Below are 20,454 nucleotides of genomic sequence, written 5' to 3' on the forward strand. Positions count from 1 at the left end.
GTTTATTTCTTTACTAATTTCTTAATTTCTTTAATTTCTCTTTTATTAGCTCAAACAAAATGATCTTTTGTTATTTCTTTAAAGTAAGGTAAATCAAAGATGTAATCTTTGTGTTCTTCTTCTGCATCATAAACCACTAACTTAGTTTGTTTTGCAAGATCGGGTTCTGGAATTGGAATTGCAGATAATAGCGCTCTTGTATAAGGGTGAAGAGGATTTTTAAATAACTCTTCTGCTGGTGCAATTTCAACTATTTGTCCATGATAGATAACTGCAATTCTGTCAGCAATGTGACGAACAACAGATAGGTCATGGGCAACAAAGACATAAGTAATTCCTAATTCTTCTTGGAATTTTTTAAATAAGTTCAATACCTGAGCTCTAATTGAAACGTCAAGAGCAGATATTGGTTCATCAGCAACAATAACTTTTGGTCTCATTGCTAAACTTCTAGCAATACCAACACGTTGTCTTTGACCTCCTGAGAATTCATGAGGATATCTTGATAAATGTTCTGGAAGTAATCCAACTGCATTTATAAGTTTTAAGATTATGTGTTTTTTAACCTTAGCAGGTGTTGCTTCATCTAAAGTAATTCTTTCATTTGGGTTTGCTTCGTTATATTCTCTTACATATAACTCTCTTGCCTCTTCACCTTTGTAAAGGTCAGGGAAGTTTTCCATACCCTCTGCAATGATTTCTTCAATAGCCATTCTATCATTTAGTGATGAACCTGGATCTTGGAAAATCATTTGAATATTTCTTCTGTTTTCTCTTTTTTGTTGTTTTGATTGAACTTTAAATAAGTATGAATCTTTGATTATTTCATCAATTGAAGGTAAATCTAAGAATTCTGTTAATTCAACAAATGAATCTATTTCTTCTTGTGTATATGAAATTTCAATACCTTTTCAAGCATAGAAAGTTTCAATTGATTCTCTATCTTTTACGATGTTTCTTTCAACAATTTTTGAAATATATTTAAATTCTTTTTTAAGTTCTTCTAATTTAGTTTCATTTACATTTCCCTCTTTTGAAACCAATTCTTTAATAGAGTTTTCAAAATCAGTATTTTTTAGTTTTGAAGCTAAAGATTTAACTTTTTCACTTACAACTTTTTCTTCTGATAAAGTTTTTAATATTTCTTTACTTGCACTTAAGTTCAAGTTTTTCTTTGATCAGAAATCTCTAATAAAGAAATCTAATTTTTTATATTCTTTATCAGATGAATCAGCACCATTGTCTTTCATGATTTGGAATTGTTTTAAACATTCCTCAAAGAATTCATTTCTGTTTACATAAATTAATTTATTGTAATAATCAATGAATTTTTGTCTTCTGTTCATTGGTGATGATAAAGCATGTAATTGGAATTGTAATGATTTTGCTCATTCCAATTTAGATAAAAATTCTTTTTGGTTGTCTGTAACAACTTTTCATAATCAAAGAATTTTTTTAACAACTGATTCCATTTTTGAAGCTTCAACTATTTCAATTGAATCTCTATATGATGCAATTTCTTGAATTTGCACATAAATTTCATCAGCATTTTCTTTCATAGAAATAATAGTTTCTCTTGTTTCTTTTAGTTTTGAAAGAACTGATTTTTCAAGTTCTTTTGAAACTTCAGGAACATAAGAATTTAAATTATCTACGAATTTGATCATTCTATCTTCGTTTTTAAGAATAGAATTAATATATTTTAAGTTTTCTAATAAGATATCTTTTAAGTATTTCAATTTTGAACCTTTAGCAAATTTCTCTAAATCTTTGTGAGTTAATTCTCTTGGATTTTCTAAGAAATTTTCATATAAAGCTTTAAGACCATCTAGTCTTGATTGAATTTCTTTTGAAGTAATATTCATTTTAAATGTCATATTATCAAGTTTTTTTGATATCTCTTTGTTTAATGTGTATAAACTTGTTGGTCTTCCTGCAACAATGTTGTCATCCATATAGATGGCACCATCTTTTAATGGTTGTACACCAACTATTGCTCTACCAATTGTAGTTTTTCCACTTCCTGATTCTCCTACTAAACCAAATATTTCACCACGGTAGATGTCAAAACTAGTTTCTTTAACAGCTCTAAATTTTTTACCTTTTGCACGGAATTCTATTACTAAATCCCTAATGTTTAAAAGTACATCTTTGTTTACTGACATAGTTTTATCCTACCTTTTCTGCTTCTTCAATACGTTTACGTAAGTCTTTTAATATATTTGGTTTTTCCACTTTTGGAGAACGTGGGTCTAATAATCATGTTTTTGCAAAATGAGTATCAGTAACTTTGAACATTGGAGGTTGTTTAATGTAATCTAATTCCAATGCATATTTGTTTCTTGGAGCAAATGCATCACCTATTATTTCATTAAATAATGATGGCGGTGTTCCTTCGATTGAGAATAAGTCATCTCCTTTTTTACCTAATTGAGGTAATGAAGATAATAATGCTCAAGTATATGGATGTTTTGGATCATCAAAGATTTCTCTTGCTGTTCCTACTTCAATTATTTGTCCAGCATACATAACTGCAACTCTATCTGCAATTTTTGCAACAACTCCTAAGTCGTGAGTAATAAATACTACTGAGAATTTGTATTCAGCTTGTAATTCTTTAATCAAGTCTAAGATTTGAGCTTGAATTGTAACGTCAAGCGCAGTTGTTGGTTCGTCACAAATTAATATTTTTGGTCTTGCAGCAAGAGCAATTGCAATAACAACTCTTTGACGCATACCTCCAGAATATCTTCCTGGAATATCTTTGAAACGTTTTTCAGGATTTGGTATTCCAACTTTTCTTAGCAATTCAATTGCTTCTTCTTTAGCTTCTTTTCTGTTTAAACCAACTTGTTTTCTTAATACCTCTGTGATTTGGAATCCTACAGGTAATAATGGGTTTAAAGAAGTCATAGGATCTTGGAAAATTGTTGAAATAGTTTTTCCTCTTAATTGTCTAATTTCTTTTAAAGCCTTTACTTTATTAACTAAATCAGTGTTTTTGATTCTTTTTCAGTCAACTAAAATGTTATTAAAGTGATCTTTATCTAAAGTATTTTTTTCGATAATTGATAAACAAATCTCTTGTAATTCGTTTTCAAATCTATTTAAGTAGTCTTTGTTTGCAAAGTACTTAACAGCAAAATCTTTTTCTTCTTCTGTTCATTGCTCTTCAGTTTCAATAAATTTTTCTATCATTGAAGTAATTTTTGAAACAGTATTTCTGTTACTCATACTTAATGGTTTAACTTTATTAATATCCATTTCTAATTTTAGGATTTTTTCTAATTTTAAAGTAACTAATTCATCTCTTTTTGAATCACTATTAATTAAATTAATAGTTTCTTCAACAGCTTTAATTTTTAACTCTGTTTTAATTATTTTGTTAGCATGTCTATTGCTTCCACCAAAACCAATGTTTTCATTTAAAACATTTAGTTGTTGTTTTCTTTTTTCTAATAATATATTGTATTTATTATTATTAATTTCTTTAGTAGATGAAATTGTAGCTTCGTCTAGTAAGCGAGAGTTTAACTCTTCTGTTATATCTTGTAATTGTTGTTTTAAACGATTTAAAATTGTTTCATTTTGTTCTGATTCAATTTGTTTTTCTAATCTTAATTTTTTTAATTCTTGTCTTTCTAAATCTCCAATATATTTGGGATTTAATTTATATAATTCTTTGATTTCTTTTAAAATTTCTTTTATTTTTTCATTATTTACTTTTAATACACTTTTAATAACATCTTTTGATATTAAAGGACTTTGTAAGTTAACTATGTCTATAGGTTCTTTAAAGTATGCCCCTTCATCTGAAAGAGTTTCTTTGTTAGGTCTATAAACAATAGAACCATTACTTACTCAACCATTTGCTTCTAACATTCCTGTGAATGTTTTTGTAATAACTGATTTACCACTTCCAGATTCTCCTACGATTGCAAGGATTTCTTGGTCATATAAATCTAAATCAACATTTCTAATAGCAGTTAAAAAATTACCTCTAACTTGGAATTTAACTTCCATGTCACGAACAGATATAATTCTATTTTCTTTGTTCATAATTTTTTACTTCCTATCTATGTGTTTTAGGATCTAATGAATCGGCAAATACTTTACCTACTAAGAAGAATAATAATGATATTCCCCCTACAAAGGCTACAGGGATAATTAATAAGTGTGGATACACTTCTCAATCTGATCCAGTTAGCAATTCATTTAAAATTGATCCTAATGATGCTTGATCTAATGTGTTAGTTACAAATCCAAAGTTATAGTATGCAAGTAATGCATCGATAGCTATAGCTGTTGGGATTGCAAATGTTGATGTTTGAATAACTATTGGTAAGATTTTTGGCATAATATTTTTTCTAATGATTTTTGAACTTGGTGTTCCTAAAACTCTAGATGCAATGTTGTATTCTGCATTTCTTACAAGCATAATTTGAACCCTAATAACTGCTGCTAAAGTGATTCAACTTGTAAGTGATATACCAAATATCAATACTGGAATTGATGTAGTTCCTCCAAATAAGAAGATAACCATCAATCATAATATTAATGATGGAATAAGAGTAAGAAATCTAGTAATTTCAATAAATACTAGGTCTAATTTTGAGAAAAACCCTCAAATTGATCCTAATAAAATTCCTAATAAAATTTGAATTGAAGCAACAAAGAATGTAAATATCAATGTTGTTCTTGTTCCAATTCACATTTTAGTTCATAAATCTTCACCAAATTTACCTAATCCAAATATATGTTGTCAACTTGGTGCTTCAAAGTCTATACCAGGTCTGTCAATTGGTACTGGTTCTTTTCCAATTCCAATTGAACATGCCATAATGATTATTGCTATTAATAATGATAATGAAATAATGAATGTTTTTGATTTACCAACTCTAGTAAATACTGATTTTCAGTAACTATATGGTTTATTTGTAATTCTTTCTGATTCTTCGTGCTTTGCACCAACTACTTTGAAGAGTGAACCATCTATAGAATTCATTTCTTCTTTTGTATATTGTTTTTGTTCCATAAATAATTCCCTTCTATTTTGTTAGTTTTATTCTTGGGTCTAATGTTGCAAGTAGTAAGTCCCCAATTAAACTTGAGAATACTCCAGCTGAAGCTGATACGAAAATATATCCTAAAACAACGAATGTATCTTTGTTAGAAACCCCGTTAAGAATAAATTTACTCATACCATCAATTGATCAATGTCTTTCAACTAAGATACTTGATCCAAATAATGTTAATACAAATATTTCTGGTAATGTTTTAACTAATCTAACCCCAGCATTTCTAAAGATGTGAACGTAGAATACGTATTTTTCACTTAATCCTTTTGATAATGCAAATTTTGCATAATCTGCAGTCATTTCGTCAAGAACAAACCTTCTTGTATTAACGATAATCATTGGCATAACCAACAACATTACCCCTATTACTGGTCAAATTTTTGTACCAAAGTTAGAGTTATCAAATGACCCTTGTGCTCCAAATACATAAATTGACATTTTGTATAGCAGAGAAATAATAACCAACGCTGGTATTGCACTAATAATTAAACTAGTACCGTTTATTGCATTGTCAGCTGATTTCTCCTTGTTTTTAGCAGCAAGAATACCTAAAGGTACTCCTACAAGATAAGAAAGAGTTACTCCAATTGCTCCTATTTTAAATGAGATAGGAATTGATTTAGCAAAAGCGTCTTGAACTAATGTTCCTGGCGCTCCACCACTAGCCTTATTCATAAACACTCCTAAGTAAAATCACATAGTTACTACTTCTCCAGAAATAGCTCCTGAGTTTGAAATTTTAGGATCTAATATAATATGTTTAGGTATAAATGGTGTTATATTTCTTAAATAAATAAACATTTGTTGAATCATTGGTCCATAAACTCCAAACATTTTCATTCTATTTTCCAATAGATTGTAATATTCTTCAGAACCATAAATAATTCCATGTTTTGCTAAATCTATATCTGCTAAATATGCACCATCTGTAGTTACAACTCTTAACATTACAAACACTATTGCTATTGCAATATAAAGTGTTATAAATGCATATAAAATTCTTTTCAGAGAATAAGATAATAAAGGGTTTTTTTGCATAAATTCATTAAAGTTTTGCTGAGTTTTATTAAAACCACTTTTTAAATTCTCTATATGGCTTGTTTTAGTTTGTTTGATTTCTTCTTTAAGACTGATTTCATCAAACAACTCAAGGAGCGAATCTTCACTCTTTTCTGAGCCATTAACTTTTGTTTCCATAAGTTTAAGTTATCCTTTCTAGTTTATTTTTGATCTTTAAAACCTATATAATATCTATAAAGGTGATTTAAATGAAAGATAAAAATAAAACAAGTAATTTTCAAAAATTAAAAGATTTACGTGAGCAAGAAAAACAAGCCCACAAACAACAAGTACAAGATAAAGTGAGTGAGGTTTCAAGAGATCCAATTGGTTCACAAACCAGATATATTGAATCTAAGAAACTAAGGTGATACGACTATCTAATTGCGCTAGGAATAAGTGCTGGTGTTATTGGAATCAGTTTTATTTTAGGAATCTTTGCATTTAAAGATTTCTCTAAAACTGAATGAATAACTACAGCAAGTGCTTTGATTGCTCTGTTAACTTGATTAATCATTGGATATATCAAGAACAGACAAGTTGCAAAGTTCTATAATGACACAAGAAGAAGGTATCAAACCACTCTATCAGAAGAGGAAGGCTTTTTAAGAAGAATTTCTAAAATAGCCTTATTAATCTGCTTGGTATTGACAATAACTTCAATTATTATTTGAGTTACACCCTAGAGGTGTAATTTTTTTTTAACTTAATAAAAAAAGAATGATAGATTTATAAAAAGCTTAGGTACATTGTTATCCTAACTGTTTATAAAATAAATCATTCTTTTAAATATTAAATACTACAAATAAAATTGAATTTTATTGAAAATATCATTTAAAACTTTTGTTTAATTTATAAACAATTACGATCATTGCGCCATGTGTTGTGCTGCGCAGTACATAGCCATTTTATTGTCTAAATTCGCATTGTCTTTAAAAAACATATTTTTAAATGACAATGTAGAAAACGCAAAAAAGGCAGCCGGTTTATTGAATTTTTTAATGGTCAATAGTGCTTTCATTTTTTGGTCTCCTTCATCGCCTAATAAGATACTAGCAAAAGGAAGTTATAATTTCAATAAAAAACCAGATTAAATACAAAAAAATAGGCATCTAGTTGCCTATTCAGAAGTAATATACGCCTGTGTCTATTTTTTTGTAATCTCCTTCAAGTGCATACATAACACCCGTTAAGAAATCTATTAATCTTTTCTTCTCTTCTCGTTCAATTTCAGTTAATTTAACTGTAACATTTTTGAACCTTAGTAAACAATCAGCAATTTGCTTTGTGTCATCATAACTGTGAGGTAAAAAGTGAGTTACATGTTCCTCATTAAATTCAGTTATAACAGCAGAAGCTGTATTGTAATCTTCTTGTTTATTTTCAAGAGTTTCTTGTTTTTCAACAATATTTTCTTGTTTTTTGTTAAATAATCCCATTAATTATCATTTCTTTCTTAAGAAAGTTGGGAAATCTCCATCTCCATCTTCAGCAGTATCTTCAATTTTTTGAGCTACTTGTGGTTGTTGACCAGCAACGTTAGCTTGTTTTCATTGACCCATTCTGTCTTGAACATGTTTGTTTTCTTCTTCAGTTTGTTTTACATATTCTGGTCTTTTATCTTGGTTAGCCATAAATGAAGTTCTTTGTTCATAAGCAGTTTCAACTTGTCTTTCTTCTTCAAATGAAGGTTGAGATTGTTGTTGAGGAGCTGAATATTGTTCAACTACTGGTGTTGATTGTTGATTGTTTAAAGTTGGTGCAACATATTCATCATCAAATCCAGTTGCAATAACAGTAACAATTAAATCATCATCCAAGTGTTCATTGATCGCAATACCAAAGATAATGTTTACATCTTCTCCACTTGCTTGTTGTACAATATCAACTGCATCATATGCATCGTTAAGTGAAACTGTTTTTCCACCAGTAACGTTAATAATTGCATCTTTTGCTCCACGAATTGAAGTTTCTAATAATGAAGAAGTAATAGCTTTGTTTGCAGCTTCAATTGCTTTATCTTCTCCAGAACCAATTCCGATTCCAAATAAAGCATTTCCTTTACCTTTCATTACAGTTCTAACGTCAGCAAAGTCCAAGTTAATTACAGCAGGAACTGCAATTAGGTCAGTAATTGTTTGAACCCCTTGTTTTAAGATGTTATCAGCTTCTCTGAATGAATCTTGAACTGGAATTCCTCCAATAATTTCTAATAATCTATCGTTTGAAATAATAATAATTGAATCAACATATTTTCTTAATTCATTTAACCCTTGAACAGCATAAGAATTTCTTAATCTTCCTTCAAATCTAAATGGTTTTGTAACAATAGCAATAACCAATGCTCCTGTTTCCATAGCGATTCTAGCAATTTCAGGAGCAGCACCTGTTCCTGTTCCTCCACCCATTCCGGCAGCAACAAAGATTAAGTCTGATCCTTTTAATACGTTTTTAATTTCTTCTTCTGATTCAATAGCAGCTTGTTTACCGATTTCTGGGTTTGCCCCTGCTCCTAAACCTTTTGATAATTCTTCACCTAAAACAATTTTAGTTGGTGCAGCACTTGCAGCTAAAACTTGAGCATCAGTGTTTGCAACTATAAAGTCAACTCCTTGAACGTTGTCATCAACCATTCTGTTAACTGCGTTACAACCTCCACCACCAACACCAATAACTTTGATCTTGGCATTTTGATTTAAATCTAATTTTGTAGACATATATTTTTTCCTCACCTTATTATTTATTTATTTCTTTGCGTATTTATAATACCATTTTTTAAATAGTTTTCATTGTTTTGATAATTTTGTTGAAACATCATTTGTTGATGATTCATTTGTTGGTAATTAGCTCTTTGGTTTTGTTGTGCAAAACCTTGTTGAGCCATAAGCCTATTTTGTTGAGCCATAGGCACATTTTGTACAGCAGGTCTTCCTTGCATGATTGGTTGTTGCTGAACTTGAGGTGCAACAACCATTTTTGGATTAGGATATATAGCTGTACTTGTTTTGATTTCTTTTTGAGTTTTATTAACTGCACGTGAATGTTTAATCATTCCACATAATGAAGTGGTTCAAATCTCACTTGCTCCAGTAACTAATGAATAGTATATTTCAGAAATATTTTTGTAGTTACTTCTTAGCAATATTTTTTCAAATCCTGCTATTTCAGTTATTTTTCCTGTGTGATAAACTTTAAAGTTTTTAACATTTTGCATTTCTCTTGAAATTAATACATCAGCTTTATCTATAACAGCATTCATTTCTTCTAATAAAATATTTTTTAAATCTATTGCTCTAAGTTCATAAGTTCTTTTTTCATTAGCTAGATATTTTCTGTAAATAACAGTGTTATCTAGAGTGCTTGATGAAAAGTTCAATAATTTAAATATATATTTATCAGCAATATCAAATTTAGCTGCCATTTGAGTAGCTACATTTTCAATGATATTTTTTATACCAAAGTTAATTGTTTGTTTTTTAACAAGAGTTTCTCTTGAAAAGAAACCAATATCAATGCAATCTCAATTTCAGTTTATTAATGCAAATGTGTCTCTAAAGTTTAGCCCATCACTACATTGTTTTGCAAGTGTATATAAGTGACTTGCTACAACCAATTTTTCTATTCCTAGATTTTTAATAACTTTATCAAACGATTCAACAATATGTCTTTCAGTTGTATAAACTTTTGCATTCATAGAAACTATGTTAGCTTTTATACCGATTGGTGGTTTTGCAACACTGTGAAAGTTATTTAGTTTGAATTCATAAGGTTTTATGTTTGTTACAACTAAGTTTTCATCATAAACTACTTTTCTAGAATGTTTATATAAAGTTTTAATGTGTTCTGGTCTTATAACTTTATCTGGATTTTCAACAAATACACTTGGAGAAGCATCTTTTATTTGAAGTGATCCTGTAGGATAAACTATTGATACTCTTTCAATTTTCTCTTTGTATATTGATTCGTATTTGTTGATCATTCTTGCTAATCTATGAGAAACAATGTTTGTATCAACTATATCATTATTTTCTGTAAGTCAACTAACTTTGTTCTTTTCTCTATCTTTGAAAACAACTTTTAAACCAATGTTTTTTTTGTATTTACCTACAGCAAATTTAATATATTTCTTACTTATTTCAATAACTGCATAAGTTTCGTTTTGCATTTTATTCACCAACCTTTCTAATAGCTCAAAGTTTAGCACTATGAGCTCTCCTATTTTCTTCTAATTCTTTTTCACCTGCTATGACAGGTTTTTTTATTACAAGTTCAAAGTCTTTTTTAACTTCCATGTTAACTGGAAGTTTACTTAGGAACTTATCTTCTTTTGATGTTGTTTTAGTCTTAAAAATGTCTTTAATAATCTTTTCTTCTAAAGAGTGGAAAGTTATTACTGCAATAACTCCTCCTGGATTTAATAATTCTAATGAATTACTTAAAGATCTTTTTAAAACTTCAAGTTCATTGTTAACATATATTCTTAATGCTTGGAAAACCTTTTTTGCAGGGTGTTTTTTTTGCTTAAGAACTTTTTGAGGTAAACACTCTTTTATAATTTCAACTAATTGAAATGTAGTTTTTATCTCACTTACTTGTCTTTTTTCTACTATTTTTTTTGCAATATTTCATGAAAACTTTTCATCACCATATTGAAAGAAAATGTCAGCTAGTTGTTTTTCATCAAACGTATTAACAACTTGCTTTGCAGTTACTTTTGTATTTTGTTGATCCATTCTCATGTCTAATTCTGAATCAAAGCGATAACTAAAACCCCTATCTGCTTTGTCGAATTGTGGACTTGAAACTCCCAAATCATATAAAATACCATCTACTTTTTTAATCCCATTTAAAGAAAGTAGAACTTTGATATCTGCAAAATTACCTTCTAAAATAGTAAAATTACTTGATATATCTTCAAGTTTTTTTCTACTTATAGCAATTGCGTCTTTATCTTGATCAATTGCATATAAATGTCCCTGATCTAATTTTTTTAAAATTTCAGCACTGTGACCTGCTCGCCCAAGAGTACAGTCAACATAAATCCCGTTGTTTTTTATATTTAACAAATCAATAGATTCATTAAGCAAAACAGATGTATGTTCTTGTGCCATTAATTTACTCCGCCCAATTTCTCAGCTGCATCAACCAACTGAACTTTAGCATCTTTATCATAAGTTAGATGCTTTTCTTTGTCTCAAATTTCTATTCATTCACCAGCCCCGGTAATTTGAACAGTTTTTGAAATTCCAACCTCTTCTAATAAGTTTGCAGGAATTTTAATTCTTCCAGCATTATCAATTGATAATTCATCAGTATTTGAAAAGATTGTTCTAACAACAGTACGTGTTGAAGTAGAAAGTGCACTTTGTGACTTTAACTCGTTATATCATTCTTTGAAGTTTTCAGGAGTTCTAATTTCTAGACAGTTCCCATCAATACTTCTTGTTACATAAACAAGTTCGCCCAACTTATTACGTAGCTTTGAAGGTATTGTAAGTCTAGATTTATCATCCAAATTATGTTCAAATTTTCCGAATAACATGCAAAGTCACCCACTTTCTCCCACACATAAACAATTATATACCACTTTAATACATATTCAAGTTTTTTTTAAACTTTTTGTCCCACTTTTAAACAAAAAAAGTGCCTATTTAGGCTCTTTTTTAGTGAATTATTTTTCTTTCTAAAGAATTTATAATTTTATTAACTTTGATTTTTAAATTTCTTTCATTTTCCATAACCTCTTCAATTGAGGGACAGTTCTTTAACAATAATGGCCTTATAAAGTATTTATTTAAGTAAATTTTGTAATATAAGTAAAAACTTCTTAATAAACTAACAGATGTTACTGGATCTGCTTTTTCTACTATGTCATAGAAGGTTTTTTCATCTACTTCATGACCAAATACGTTAAAACCATTCTCATTTAATGAGTTAAGAGCTGATAAAGGAATAATTTTTTGAGAAATTTCTTTTATATTGTTAATCATTTTTTAGTTCCTCCAGAATAATTAATCGACAAATGTTTGAAAAAATACAAAAAAAAAGCACTTTTTTAAGTGCTCTTATTTATTAATTAATCAACTTTTTTAACTTCTTTATTTTTGTAGTAACCACATTCACGACAAACTCTATGTGGTTTGATCATACTTCCACAGTTTGGACATGAAATAATTGCTGAGCTTACTAAAGCCAAGTGACTTCTTCTTTTGTTTTTAGCAGCTTTACTGGTCTTTCTAAATGGTACAGCCATGTTGACACCTCCGTTGTTTTATTCTTCAAAATTAAAATCTTTTAATTTATCTCATCTTGAATCTATTTGATTTTCTTGTTCTTGTTGGTATTCATCTTCAGACATAAGTATGTAATCTTTACCGACAAATGAAATTTTATCATAATTATTAGTCAAATTCATAGGAATATTTAAAACTATTTGCTCTATTGCATAGTCTAAAACGTTGAATTTGTCTCCCAAAACGATGTTATGTTGATCATCGTTTACATCTTCAAAGTAATATTCTTCATTTCACTCATAACTTTGATCTTTTAATTGTATTTCTTTACCATCTCTTGCATCAATTGCAGAAATTGATGCAGTAATAGTAGCGCTTACAATAACTGATTTCATTATTTCTTGGTAATTTAAAATACCTTTAACATGTACTTTATCAATAGATTTAATTAAGTCGTGATTTATATTAAAATCAGAGCTTATTTCAAAATCATTGTCTAAATTAATGATTTTCTTTAATTCTATTTCTTTTTTAAGCATTATCTCACCTCTATTTTTAGTTTAGATAAGTTACTTAATACTTTATCTCATTCATTTTGAACTTCTTGATCAGTTAGTTGGTTTTCAACACTGTTGAATTCAAATGAAACAGAAACTGATTTAGAATTTGTTTCTTTTAGTTTCTCGTCTTGATAAATATCAATTAATTCTACTTTTGTTAAATGATTTACACCTTCAACAACAGTTTTAATTACTTGTGAGTATTTATCTGTTGAGTTTAAAATAAATGATACATCTCTTGTTGTTTTTTGGAATTTAGAAATATCTTGAGCTCTAATCACTGAATTTTTAGTGTTTTGAACTTCAGTTATATTTAATTCTAAAACAAATGTTGAATCTAACTTTTGAGATTGTTCAAATTTAGGGTTTAATTTATAAATAAATCCTAATGTTTTTCCCTCGAAAGTAATTTTTGCATTAATAAATGGATGAATTTCATTTGGTGCTTTTTCATTTACATCGAATGAAACATCATTTAAATCAATATTGTATGTTTGTAATATTGAATCACAAATACCTTTTAAATAAGCATAACTTGATTTAATTGATATGTCATAACCTTTTTGATTCATAACATCTCCTGAAATTAATACAGATAAATGTCTTTGTCTTAAGTTATCCATGTTGTAGATATCTGCAAATTCATATAATTTAACATTTTTATTACCTTTTGAGTAGTTAAATGCTGCCGTTTCAATAATTGATCTTGATAAACTTAATCTAAAAGTTTCTCTCAATTTACTTAATGGACTCATTAAGTTTATTGGGTTATTAATATTGAATAAGTTTCAGTTATCAACTGTTTCGCTTGAAAGTAATGAATAAGTTTTAATATTTGTAAATCCAAGACCTAATAAATAGTTTTCGTTTTGTTTTTGTAAACGTAAATCTAATTTTTTAGATTTGTTATCTGAAAGAATTTTTGGCGGAATTGATTTAACATTGTCATAACCATAAATTCTTGTAACTTCTTCTACAATATCAGCACTATGTGCTATATCAGTTCTAAATTCATCAACTTTAAATAATAATTCATCACCATTTTCAACTATTTCAAAATCTAATGCTTTGAATAAGTTAATTATTTCTTTAGCTGTTAAATTTACTCCCATTAATTTATGGATGTAATCTAATTTAACACTAACTTGTGCTTGTTGTTCGCTTGATTCTTTAGCTATTTCAAGTTCACTGTTTGATTCATAAATATTATATTGATCCAATCAGTACATAACTCTATTTTGAGCTATTGTGTATAGTTTTGAACTTACAGGTTTCATATATCTTTGTAAGTCAACTGTTGAAGTATTAAATTCTTTTTGTTGTTTTCTCATAAAGATTGGGTCTAATGAAAGATATACAACCAATATTTCTTTTGAATCAACTGTTGGTAAGAATTCTTCATTTACTTCAACTCCAAGAGTAGAAATAACATTACCATCACTTGTCAATTGTAAATTAACACTGTGGTCAGCATTTTTATTGTTTTTAATTTCTAATTGAGATTTTAATTTACTTGGATCTAAGAACAATACTGGTTGTCCTGTTTCAATAGCTATAGCATTTGCTAAATCTAATCAGAAGTTGTGAGTTGTTTTAGCATCATTGAATTTTAATCAAACATCTTGATTTGAATAAATTTTGTATTCTTTTTCACCAATACTCATAACTTCTTTAATGCCAACCATTTGCATAGCTGCACTTCTAACAACTTTTTCAACTTCTTTATCAATTTTAATTGATACAGGTGAAGTTAAAGAATTTGTCTTAAAAGTATAGTTTTTTGTCATGTCATTTATATCTTTATCAAAGTAATTAGCTAATTCCTTAGCTAATTGCATTGCTCCCAATGCATCACTTCTGTTTAAAGTTAAATCAACTTCTCAAACAGCATCTAAGAAACCAATTTCTTCTAAAGCTGTTTCGTTTCCTATCATTGAATAAGTATCTTCTTTTGTAACTATTGGATAAATTCAATCTTTTTCTTTATCTGATAAAGCTTTTGGATTTAATCCAAGTTCAGTTAATGCACAAAGCATTCCTTCTGACATTTTTCCTTTGATTTCTCTGTTTTCTAACTTTAATCCGTTAGATATTTTTTTACCTGCTTCTGCAAGAATTACATATTGTCCTTCTTGTACGTTGCTAGCTCCACAAACAATTGGAGAAACTAAGTCTTCACCTTTATCCACAAAACAAAAACTTAAGTGAGTTCCTTCCATTGGAGTTACATTACCAACATGAGCAATTTTAAGTTTGTCATTTAAAGATGAATAATCTTTAAATGAGTCAACTTCAAAACCAAGTGAGTTTAATGCAACAGTAATTTGTTCATTTTTAACACCAGTTAAATCTATTAACTTTTCTAATCATTTTCTTGTTAAATACATATTAATCTCACTTTCTAATCTCCAAAGAATTTAAATTGATCTAAGAATCTAATGTCGTTTTCATACATATCTCTTATGTTTTTTAGACCATATTTTAACATTGCAAGTCTTTCAATACCAACTCCAAATGCTAAACCAGTTACTTTTTCAGGATCTAAACCATTAGCTTCAATAACTTCTGGAGCTAACATACCTGATCCTAAAATTTCGATAAATCCAGTATATTTACATATTGGACAACCTTCTCCACTACAGTTTATACATCTAACATCAACTTCTGCTGAAGGTTCAGTAAATGGAAAGAAACTAGGTCTCATTCTAATTACTGTGTCTTCTGAGAATAAACGTTTACACATATATTCTAAAACTCATTTTAAGTTAGCAAAACTAACTTTTTCTCCAATAGCAAATACGTCCATTTGCATAAATTGGTGTGAGTGAGTTGCATCATCATCATCACGTCTATAAACGTTACCATAACTTACAGCTGCCATATTAATATTTCCAGTTTTTGCAGCTTCTGTTAACATTCTTGCTGTCATGTTTGTTGCATGAGTTCTTAAAACTGTGTGCTCATCTATATATAATGTATCTTGCATATCTCTTGCAGGGTGTCCTATTGGCATATTAAGTTTTTGGAAACAATATTCATCTGTTTCAAACTCAGTTCCGTCAACCATTTCATAACCTAATTCAGTAAAAATAGATGAAACTTCATCAATTACAAGGTTTAGAGGGTGTTTAGTACCCATTTTTAAGTTAACTCCAGATAATGTTAAATCTATTTTCTCTGCTTCTAATACTTTTTTTAATTCTTCGTTTTCAAATTTATCACTTAAAGCATTTAATTTACCAAAGATAACTTCTTTGATTTCATTAGCTTTTTGACCAGCTTCTTTTCTTTCTTCAGGAGAAGCTGTTTTTAAGTTTTTAAGAATTTCAGTTAATGGAGAATCTTTTCCAGCAAACTCTTTTTTTAACATTTCTAATTCTTCTTTTGTTTTGATAGTTTCAAATCTTTTATTAAAACCATCCAATATATCATTTATTTTTTTTAACATAAATACACCTTTCCTAAATTTAAAGCAATTTAATTATACTAAATAATTTTGATAAATAAGATATTTGATAATTCTTTTATCAAAAAATACCCATTTTTATTACTTTTTACAATGAATAACCATTATTGTCATTTAAATCCAAAGATTTAGAAAAACTATTTAAATGTTTTTCTATTGATTCTTTGAAATTCATTAATTTTAACTTGAAATAGTCATCTGTATCAAATAATAGTCCTTTATATTCAACAGAACAGTGAATTTTTTCATAAAATAAATACAAAATAAGTCCTTCATTGATTATTTCTTTTATTTCCATATAGATCATATGTATTAAATTATCCAAAACACCCAACTTATTTGTATTTACTTGAGTATTCTTAGCTACATCAACACATTTTTCAATAGATTCTCTTATACCGATAACCTTTTCTCTAACATCTTGTTCTTGATTGAAGTTGTATTGTGTTTTTAATTGATGTTGCATCATAGTTAAGAAAATATTTATATTTAATACATCAAAAAAATCTTCAAATTCCCATTTGAATTTAATTTCTTCTATTTCATGGTTAATTATTTTCTTCTTAAAACGCTTTGCTATTTGTTCTATTAACATAAATACCTCTTATTAATAATATTGTATAAAAAAAACCTACTCATAAGAGTAGGTTTTTTAAACTTAAACTGGCAGCTTCCTATTTTTGCATTATACTATCGTCGGCGTTGCTGATCTTAACTTCTGTGTTCGACATGGGGACAGGTGTGACCTCAGCGCTATGACCACCAGATCTTAAGTTGTTTTTGTCTGAGAGACTAAGTTTTCATTTGAAAACTAAATCGTACTCTCAAAACTGAATACTAGATGATTTTATATATCTATACAAGCAATTTGTTTTGGTTTTTCTTTGAAAGACCTCGATCTATTAGTATTGGTTAGCTAAACACGTCGCCGTGCGTACACACCCAACCTATCAACCATGTGGTCTACATGGGATCTTACTTCCGAAGAATGGGAAAACTCATCTTGAAGGAGGCTTCTCGCTTAGATGCCTTCAGCGATTATCCTTTCCGCACATAGCTACCCTGCTGTGCCACTGGCGTGACAACAGGAGCACCAGGGGTGCGTCCATTCCGGTCCTCTCGTACTAGGAACAGCTCTTCTCAATTTTCCTACGCCCACAACAGATAGGGACCAAACTGTCTCACGACGTTCTGAACCCAGCTCGCGTACCGCTTTAATGGGCGAACAGCCCAACCCTTGGAACCGACTACAGCTCCAGGATGCGATGAGCCGACATCGAGGTGCCAAACCTCCCCGTCGATGTGAACTCTTGGGGGAGATCAGCCTGTTATCCCCGGGGTAACTTTTATCCGTTGAGCGACGGCCCTTCCACACGGGACCGCCGGATCACTAAGTCCTGCTTTCGCATCTGTTCGACTTGTAAGTCTCGCAGTTAAGCACCCTTATACCTTTGCGCTCTTCGTACGATTTCCAACCGTACTGAGGGTACCTTTGAGCGCCTCCGTTACATTTTAGGAGGCGACCGCCCCAGTCAAACTACCCACCAAACACTGTCCCTGGCCCGGATAACGGGTCTAGGTTAGAACCTCAATGTAACAAGGGTGGTATTCCAAGGATGACTCCACGACCACTAGCGTGATCGCTTCAAAGTCTCCCACCTATCCTCTACATGTTACACCAAGATTCAATATTAAGTTATAGTAAAGCTCCACGGGGTCTTTCCGTCTAGTTGCGGGTAACCAGCATCTTCACTGGTACTAAAATTTCACCGAGTCTATAGCCGAGACAGCGAAGGGATCATTACGCCTTTCGTGCGGGTCAGAACTTACCTGACAAGGAATTTCGCTACCTTAGGACCGTTATAGTTACGGCCGCCGTTCACCGGGGCTTCAATTCGATGCTTCACCGAAGCTAACATCTCCTCTTAACCTTCCGGCACTGGGCAGGCGTCACCCCCTATACTTCGTCTTACGACTTTGCAGAGAGCTGTGTTTTTGCTAAACAGTTGCCCCTTCCTCTTCACTGCGGCTCACGTAAAGTGAGCACCCCTTCTCGCTAACTTACGGGGTGATTTTGCAGAGTTCCTTAGCTATAGTTATCTCGCTTGCCTTAGGATTCTCTCCTTGACCACGTGTGTTCGTTCTAGGTACAGGCACCTAATAAATTAACGCTAGAAGCTTTTCTTGGAAGCGTGGAGTCATGGACTTCGCTACTTGCCGAAGCGTTCACTCCCCATCACACTTCAAGGTTACAGTACGCGGATTTGCCAACGTACACCTCTTTGTGCTTAGACCGGCATAACCAACAGCCGGCATCCACTATCCTTCTCCGTCACTCCATCACTTTATTAGGTGGTACAGGAATATCAACCTGTTGTCCATCGACTACGCCTTTCGGCCTCGCCTTAGGTCCTGACTAACCCTGGGTGGACGAACCTTGCCCAGGAAACCTTGGTCAAACGGCATGGGAGATTCTCACTCCCAAACGTTACTCATGCCGGCATAATCACTTCTAATCGCTCCACCCGTCCTCACGGTCGAACTTCATCGCAATTAGAACGCTCCCCTACCACTTGGTATTGCTACCAAATCCAAAACTTCGGTACTACGCTTAAGCCCCGGTACATTTTCGGCGCAGAAGCACTCGACTAGTGAGCTGTTACGCACTCTTTAAATGATGGCTGCTTCTAAGCCAACATCCTAGCTGTCTGTGCACTTCCACATCCTTACACACTTAGCGTAAATTTAGGGACCTTAGTTGTTGATCTGGGCTGTTTCCCTCACGAGCATGGACCTTATCACCCATGTTCTGACTGCCGAGTATGAAATTATGGCATTCGTAGTTTAATTGTGATCAGTACCCCTAGGTGGGGCCATCACACATTCAGAGCTCTACCTCCATAATCCTTTACCTCGACGCTAGCCTTAAAGCTATATCGGGGAGAACTAGCTATCTCCAGGTTCGATTGGAATTTCACCCCTAGCCACAAGTCATCCACGGTCTTTTCAACGAACGTTGGTTCGGTCCTCCATTAGGTTTTACCCTAACTTCAACCTGCTCATGGCTAGATCACCTGGTTTCGTGTCTACGACATCGTACTAAACGCCCTATTAAGGCTCGCTTTCACTACGGCTCCGTGGATTCCACTTAACCTTGCACGATATCGTAACTCGCCGGCTCTTTCTACAAAAAGCACGCCATCACCCATTAACGGGCTCTGACTTCTTGTAAGCGTATGGTTTCAGGTACTATTTCACTCCCCTCACGGGGTACTTTTCACCTTTCCCTCACGGTACTGGTTCACTATCGGTAAAATGGTAGTATTTAGGCTTACCCAGTGGTCTGGGTAGATTCCGACAGGGTTTCTCGTGCCCCGCCGTACTCAGGATACTCACTCGAGGTTAGTGCATTTCGCATACGGGGCTATCACCCTCTGCGGCGCTGCTTCCCAACAGCTTCTGCTATACACTAACTTTGTAACTCCAACATGAGTCCTACAACCCCGGCCCGTAGACCGGTTTGGCCTGTTCCGCTTTCGCTCGCCGCTACTGACAGAATCACATTCGTTTTCTTTTCCTCTTGGTACTAAGATGTTTCAGTTCCCAAGGTTCCCTTCTCATAACCTATGTATTCAGTTATGGATAACACGAGATTAATCGTGCTGGGTTTCCCCATTCGGACATCGTCGGATCAAAGCTTACTTCCAGCTCCCCGGCGCTTTTCGCAGGTAGTCGCGTCCTTCATCGGCTCCATTTTCCAAGGCATTCACCATACGCCCTTACTATACTTTCTAAAGAAAAACCTATTGCATATATAGATAATCTATAAAATTAATGAAATTTTAGTTTTCTTAGTATTAATCTAAATTAAGTTACTAAATACGTTTTATATTGTTTATAAACGTAAGAAAAATAAAATGTCTATTTTCATCTAATATTCAGTTTTCAAAGAACGATTTTCTTTACAGAAATTGTCCGGGCCCGAAGGCCCGTAAAAACAATCTCTGAAAACTAGATAGAACGAGATATAATCATAAGCTGTTTTATCGTTTCACTCA

Annotated in this window: 17 protein-coding genes and 2 rRNA genes; 1 reads left to right on the top strand and 18 read right to left on the bottom strand. The window is 31.4% G+C overall.

Going from position 1 to position 20,454, the window contains the following annotated elements:
- Positions 1 to 2: 2 nt before the first annotated feature.
- The 4 genes from oppF to oppB are packed head-to-tail and all read right to left on the bottom strand — an operon-like array spanning position 3 to position 6,275.
- A complete protein-coding gene (gene oppF, locus AACL10_RS03485; protein ID WP_338984617.1) occupies positions 3 to 2,165 on the bottom strand; it encodes an oligopeptide ABC transporter ATP-binding protein OppF in 2,163 nt (720 codons plus the stop codon).
- Between the two features lie 4 nt (positions 2,166 to 2,169).
- Positions 2,170 to 4,059, bottom strand: coding sequence for an oligopeptide ABC transporter ATP-binding protein OppD (gene oppD / locus AACL10_RS03490; RefSeq protein WP_338984619.1), 1,890 nt, complete (start codon positions 4,057 to 4,059; stop codon positions 2,170 to 2,172).
- Positions 4,060 to 4,072: 13 nt separating this feature from the next.
- The gene (oppC, locus tag AACL10_RS03495; protein ID WP_338984621.1) at positions 4,073 to 5,035 is read right to left on the bottom strand and encodes an oligopeptide ABC transporter permease OppC; all 963 of its coding nucleotides are present in this window, start codon (positions 5,033 to 5,035) and stop codon (positions 4,073 to 4,075) included.
- A gap of 13 nt (positions 5,036 to 5,048) precedes the next feature.
- Positions 5,049 to 6,275, bottom strand: a complete 1,227-nt coding sequence (gene oppB, locus AACL10_RS03500) for an oligopeptide ABC transporter permease OppB (RefSeq protein WP_338984623.1) — start codon at positions 6,273 to 6,275, stop codon at positions 5,049 to 5,051.
- 71 nt (positions 6,276 to 6,346) lie between these two features.
- Here oppB and AACL10_RS03505 point away from each other — a divergent pair, with 71 nt between their 5' ends.
- Entirely contained in the window at positions 6,347 to 6,823 is a 477-nt protein-coding gene (locus tag AACL10_RS03505; protein ID WP_338984625.1) for a hypothetical protein, read from the top strand.
- Positions 6,824 to 6,999: 176 nt separating this feature from the next.
- Here the strand turns inward: AACL10_RS03505 and AACL10_RS03510 are convergent, their stop codons facing one another.
- The 14 genes from AACL10_RS03510 to AACL10_RS03575 form a co-directional block, all read right to left on the bottom strand.
- On the bottom strand, positions 7,000 to 7,158 hold the full coding sequence (locus tag AACL10_RS03510; RefSeq protein WP_338984627.1) for a hypothetical protein: 159 nt from the start codon (positions 7,156 to 7,158) through the stop codon (positions 7,000 to 7,002).
- 91 nt (positions 7,159 to 7,249) lie between these two features.
- The gene (locus tag AACL10_RS03515; RefSeq protein WP_338984629.1) at positions 7,250 to 7,576 is read right to left on the bottom strand and encodes a cell division protein SepF; all 327 of its coding nucleotides are present in this window, start codon (positions 7,574 to 7,576) and stop codon (positions 7,250 to 7,252) included.
- Positions 7,577 to 7,579: 3 nt separating this feature from the next.
- Positions 7,580 to 8,854 (bottom strand): cell division protein FtsZ, encoded by a 1,275-nt coding sequence (gene ftsZ, locus AACL10_RS03520; protein ID WP_338984631.1) that lies wholly within the window; start codon positions 8,852 to 8,854, stop codon positions 7,580 to 7,582.
- A gap of 23 nt (positions 8,855 to 8,877) precedes the next feature.
- Positions 8,878 to 10,302: a hypothetical protein gene (locus tag AACL10_RS03525; protein WP_338984633.1), complete on the bottom strand. Its 1,425-nt coding sequence runs from the start codon at positions 10,300 to 10,302 to the stop codon at positions 8,878 to 8,880.
- Position 10,303: 1 nt separating this feature from the next.
- Positions 10,304 to 11,248, bottom strand: coding sequence for a 16S rRNA (cytosine(1402)-N(4))-methyltransferase RsmH (rsmH, locus tag AACL10_RS03530; RefSeq protein WP_338984634.1), 945 nt, complete (start codon positions 11,246 to 11,248; stop codon positions 10,304 to 10,306).
- Positions 11,248 to 11,679 (bottom strand): division/cell wall cluster transcriptional repressor MraZ, encoded by a 432-nt coding sequence (gene mraZ / locus AACL10_RS03535; protein WP_338984637.1) that lies wholly within the window; start codon positions 11,677 to 11,679, stop codon positions 11,248 to 11,250. The genes rsmH and mraZ overlap by 1 nt, the downstream gene beginning before the upstream one ends.
- A gap of 121 nt (positions 11,680 to 11,800) precedes the next feature.
- Positions 11,801 to 12,127 (bottom strand): hypothetical protein, encoded by a 327-nt coding sequence (locus AACL10_RS03540; protein WP_338984639.1) that lies wholly within the window; start codon positions 12,125 to 12,127, stop codon positions 11,801 to 11,803.
- 86 nt (positions 12,128 to 12,213) lie between these two features.
- Positions 12,214 to 12,390 carry a 50S ribosomal protein L32 gene (gene rpmF, locus AACL10_RS03545; RefSeq protein WP_020836573.1) on the bottom strand — a complete coding sequence of 59 codons (177 nt, stop codon included), beginning with the start codon at positions 12,388 to 12,390 and terminating at the stop codon, positions 12,214 to 12,216.
- A gap of 18 nt (positions 12,391 to 12,408) precedes the next feature.
- Positions 12,409 to 12,909, bottom strand: coding sequence for a YceD family protein (locus AACL10_RS03550; protein ID WP_338984646.1), 501 nt, complete (start codon positions 12,907 to 12,909; stop codon positions 12,409 to 12,411).
- The gene (pheT, locus tag AACL10_RS03555; RefSeq protein ID WP_338984648.1) at positions 12,909 to 15,317 is read right to left on the bottom strand and encodes a phenylalanine--tRNA ligase subunit beta; all 2,409 of its coding nucleotides are present in this window, start codon (positions 15,315 to 15,317) and stop codon (positions 12,909 to 12,911) included. The genes AACL10_RS03550 and pheT overlap by 1 nt, the downstream gene beginning before the upstream one ends.
- A 14-nt stretch (positions 15,318 to 15,331) precedes the next feature.
- On the bottom strand, positions 15,332 to 16,378 hold the full coding sequence (pheS, locus tag AACL10_RS03560; protein ID WP_338984650.1) for a phenylalanine--tRNA ligase subunit alpha: 1,047 nt from the start codon (positions 16,376 to 16,378) through the stop codon (positions 15,332 to 15,334).
- Between the two features lie 106 nt (positions 16,379 to 16,484).
- Entirely contained in the window at positions 16,485 to 16,991 is a 507-nt protein-coding gene (locus AACL10_RS03565; RefSeq protein ID WP_338984652.1) for a hypothetical protein, read from the bottom strand.
- A 66-nt stretch (positions 16,992 to 17,057) separates the two neighbouring features.
- Positions 17,058 to 17,163 (bottom strand): 5S ribosomal RNA (rrf, locus tag AACL10_RS03570).
- Positions 17,164 to 17,277: 114 nt separating this feature from the next.
- A 23S ribosomal RNA gene (locus AACL10_RS03575) occupies positions 17,278 to 20,191 on the bottom strand.
- Positions 20,192 to 20,454: the final 263 nt, after the last annotated feature.

The organism is Spiroplasma endosymbiont of Diplazon laetatorius, from assembly GCF_964019625.1.
Lineage (GTDB): Bacteria > Bacillota_I > Bacilli_A > Mycoplasmatales > Mycoplasmataceae > Spiroplasma_A.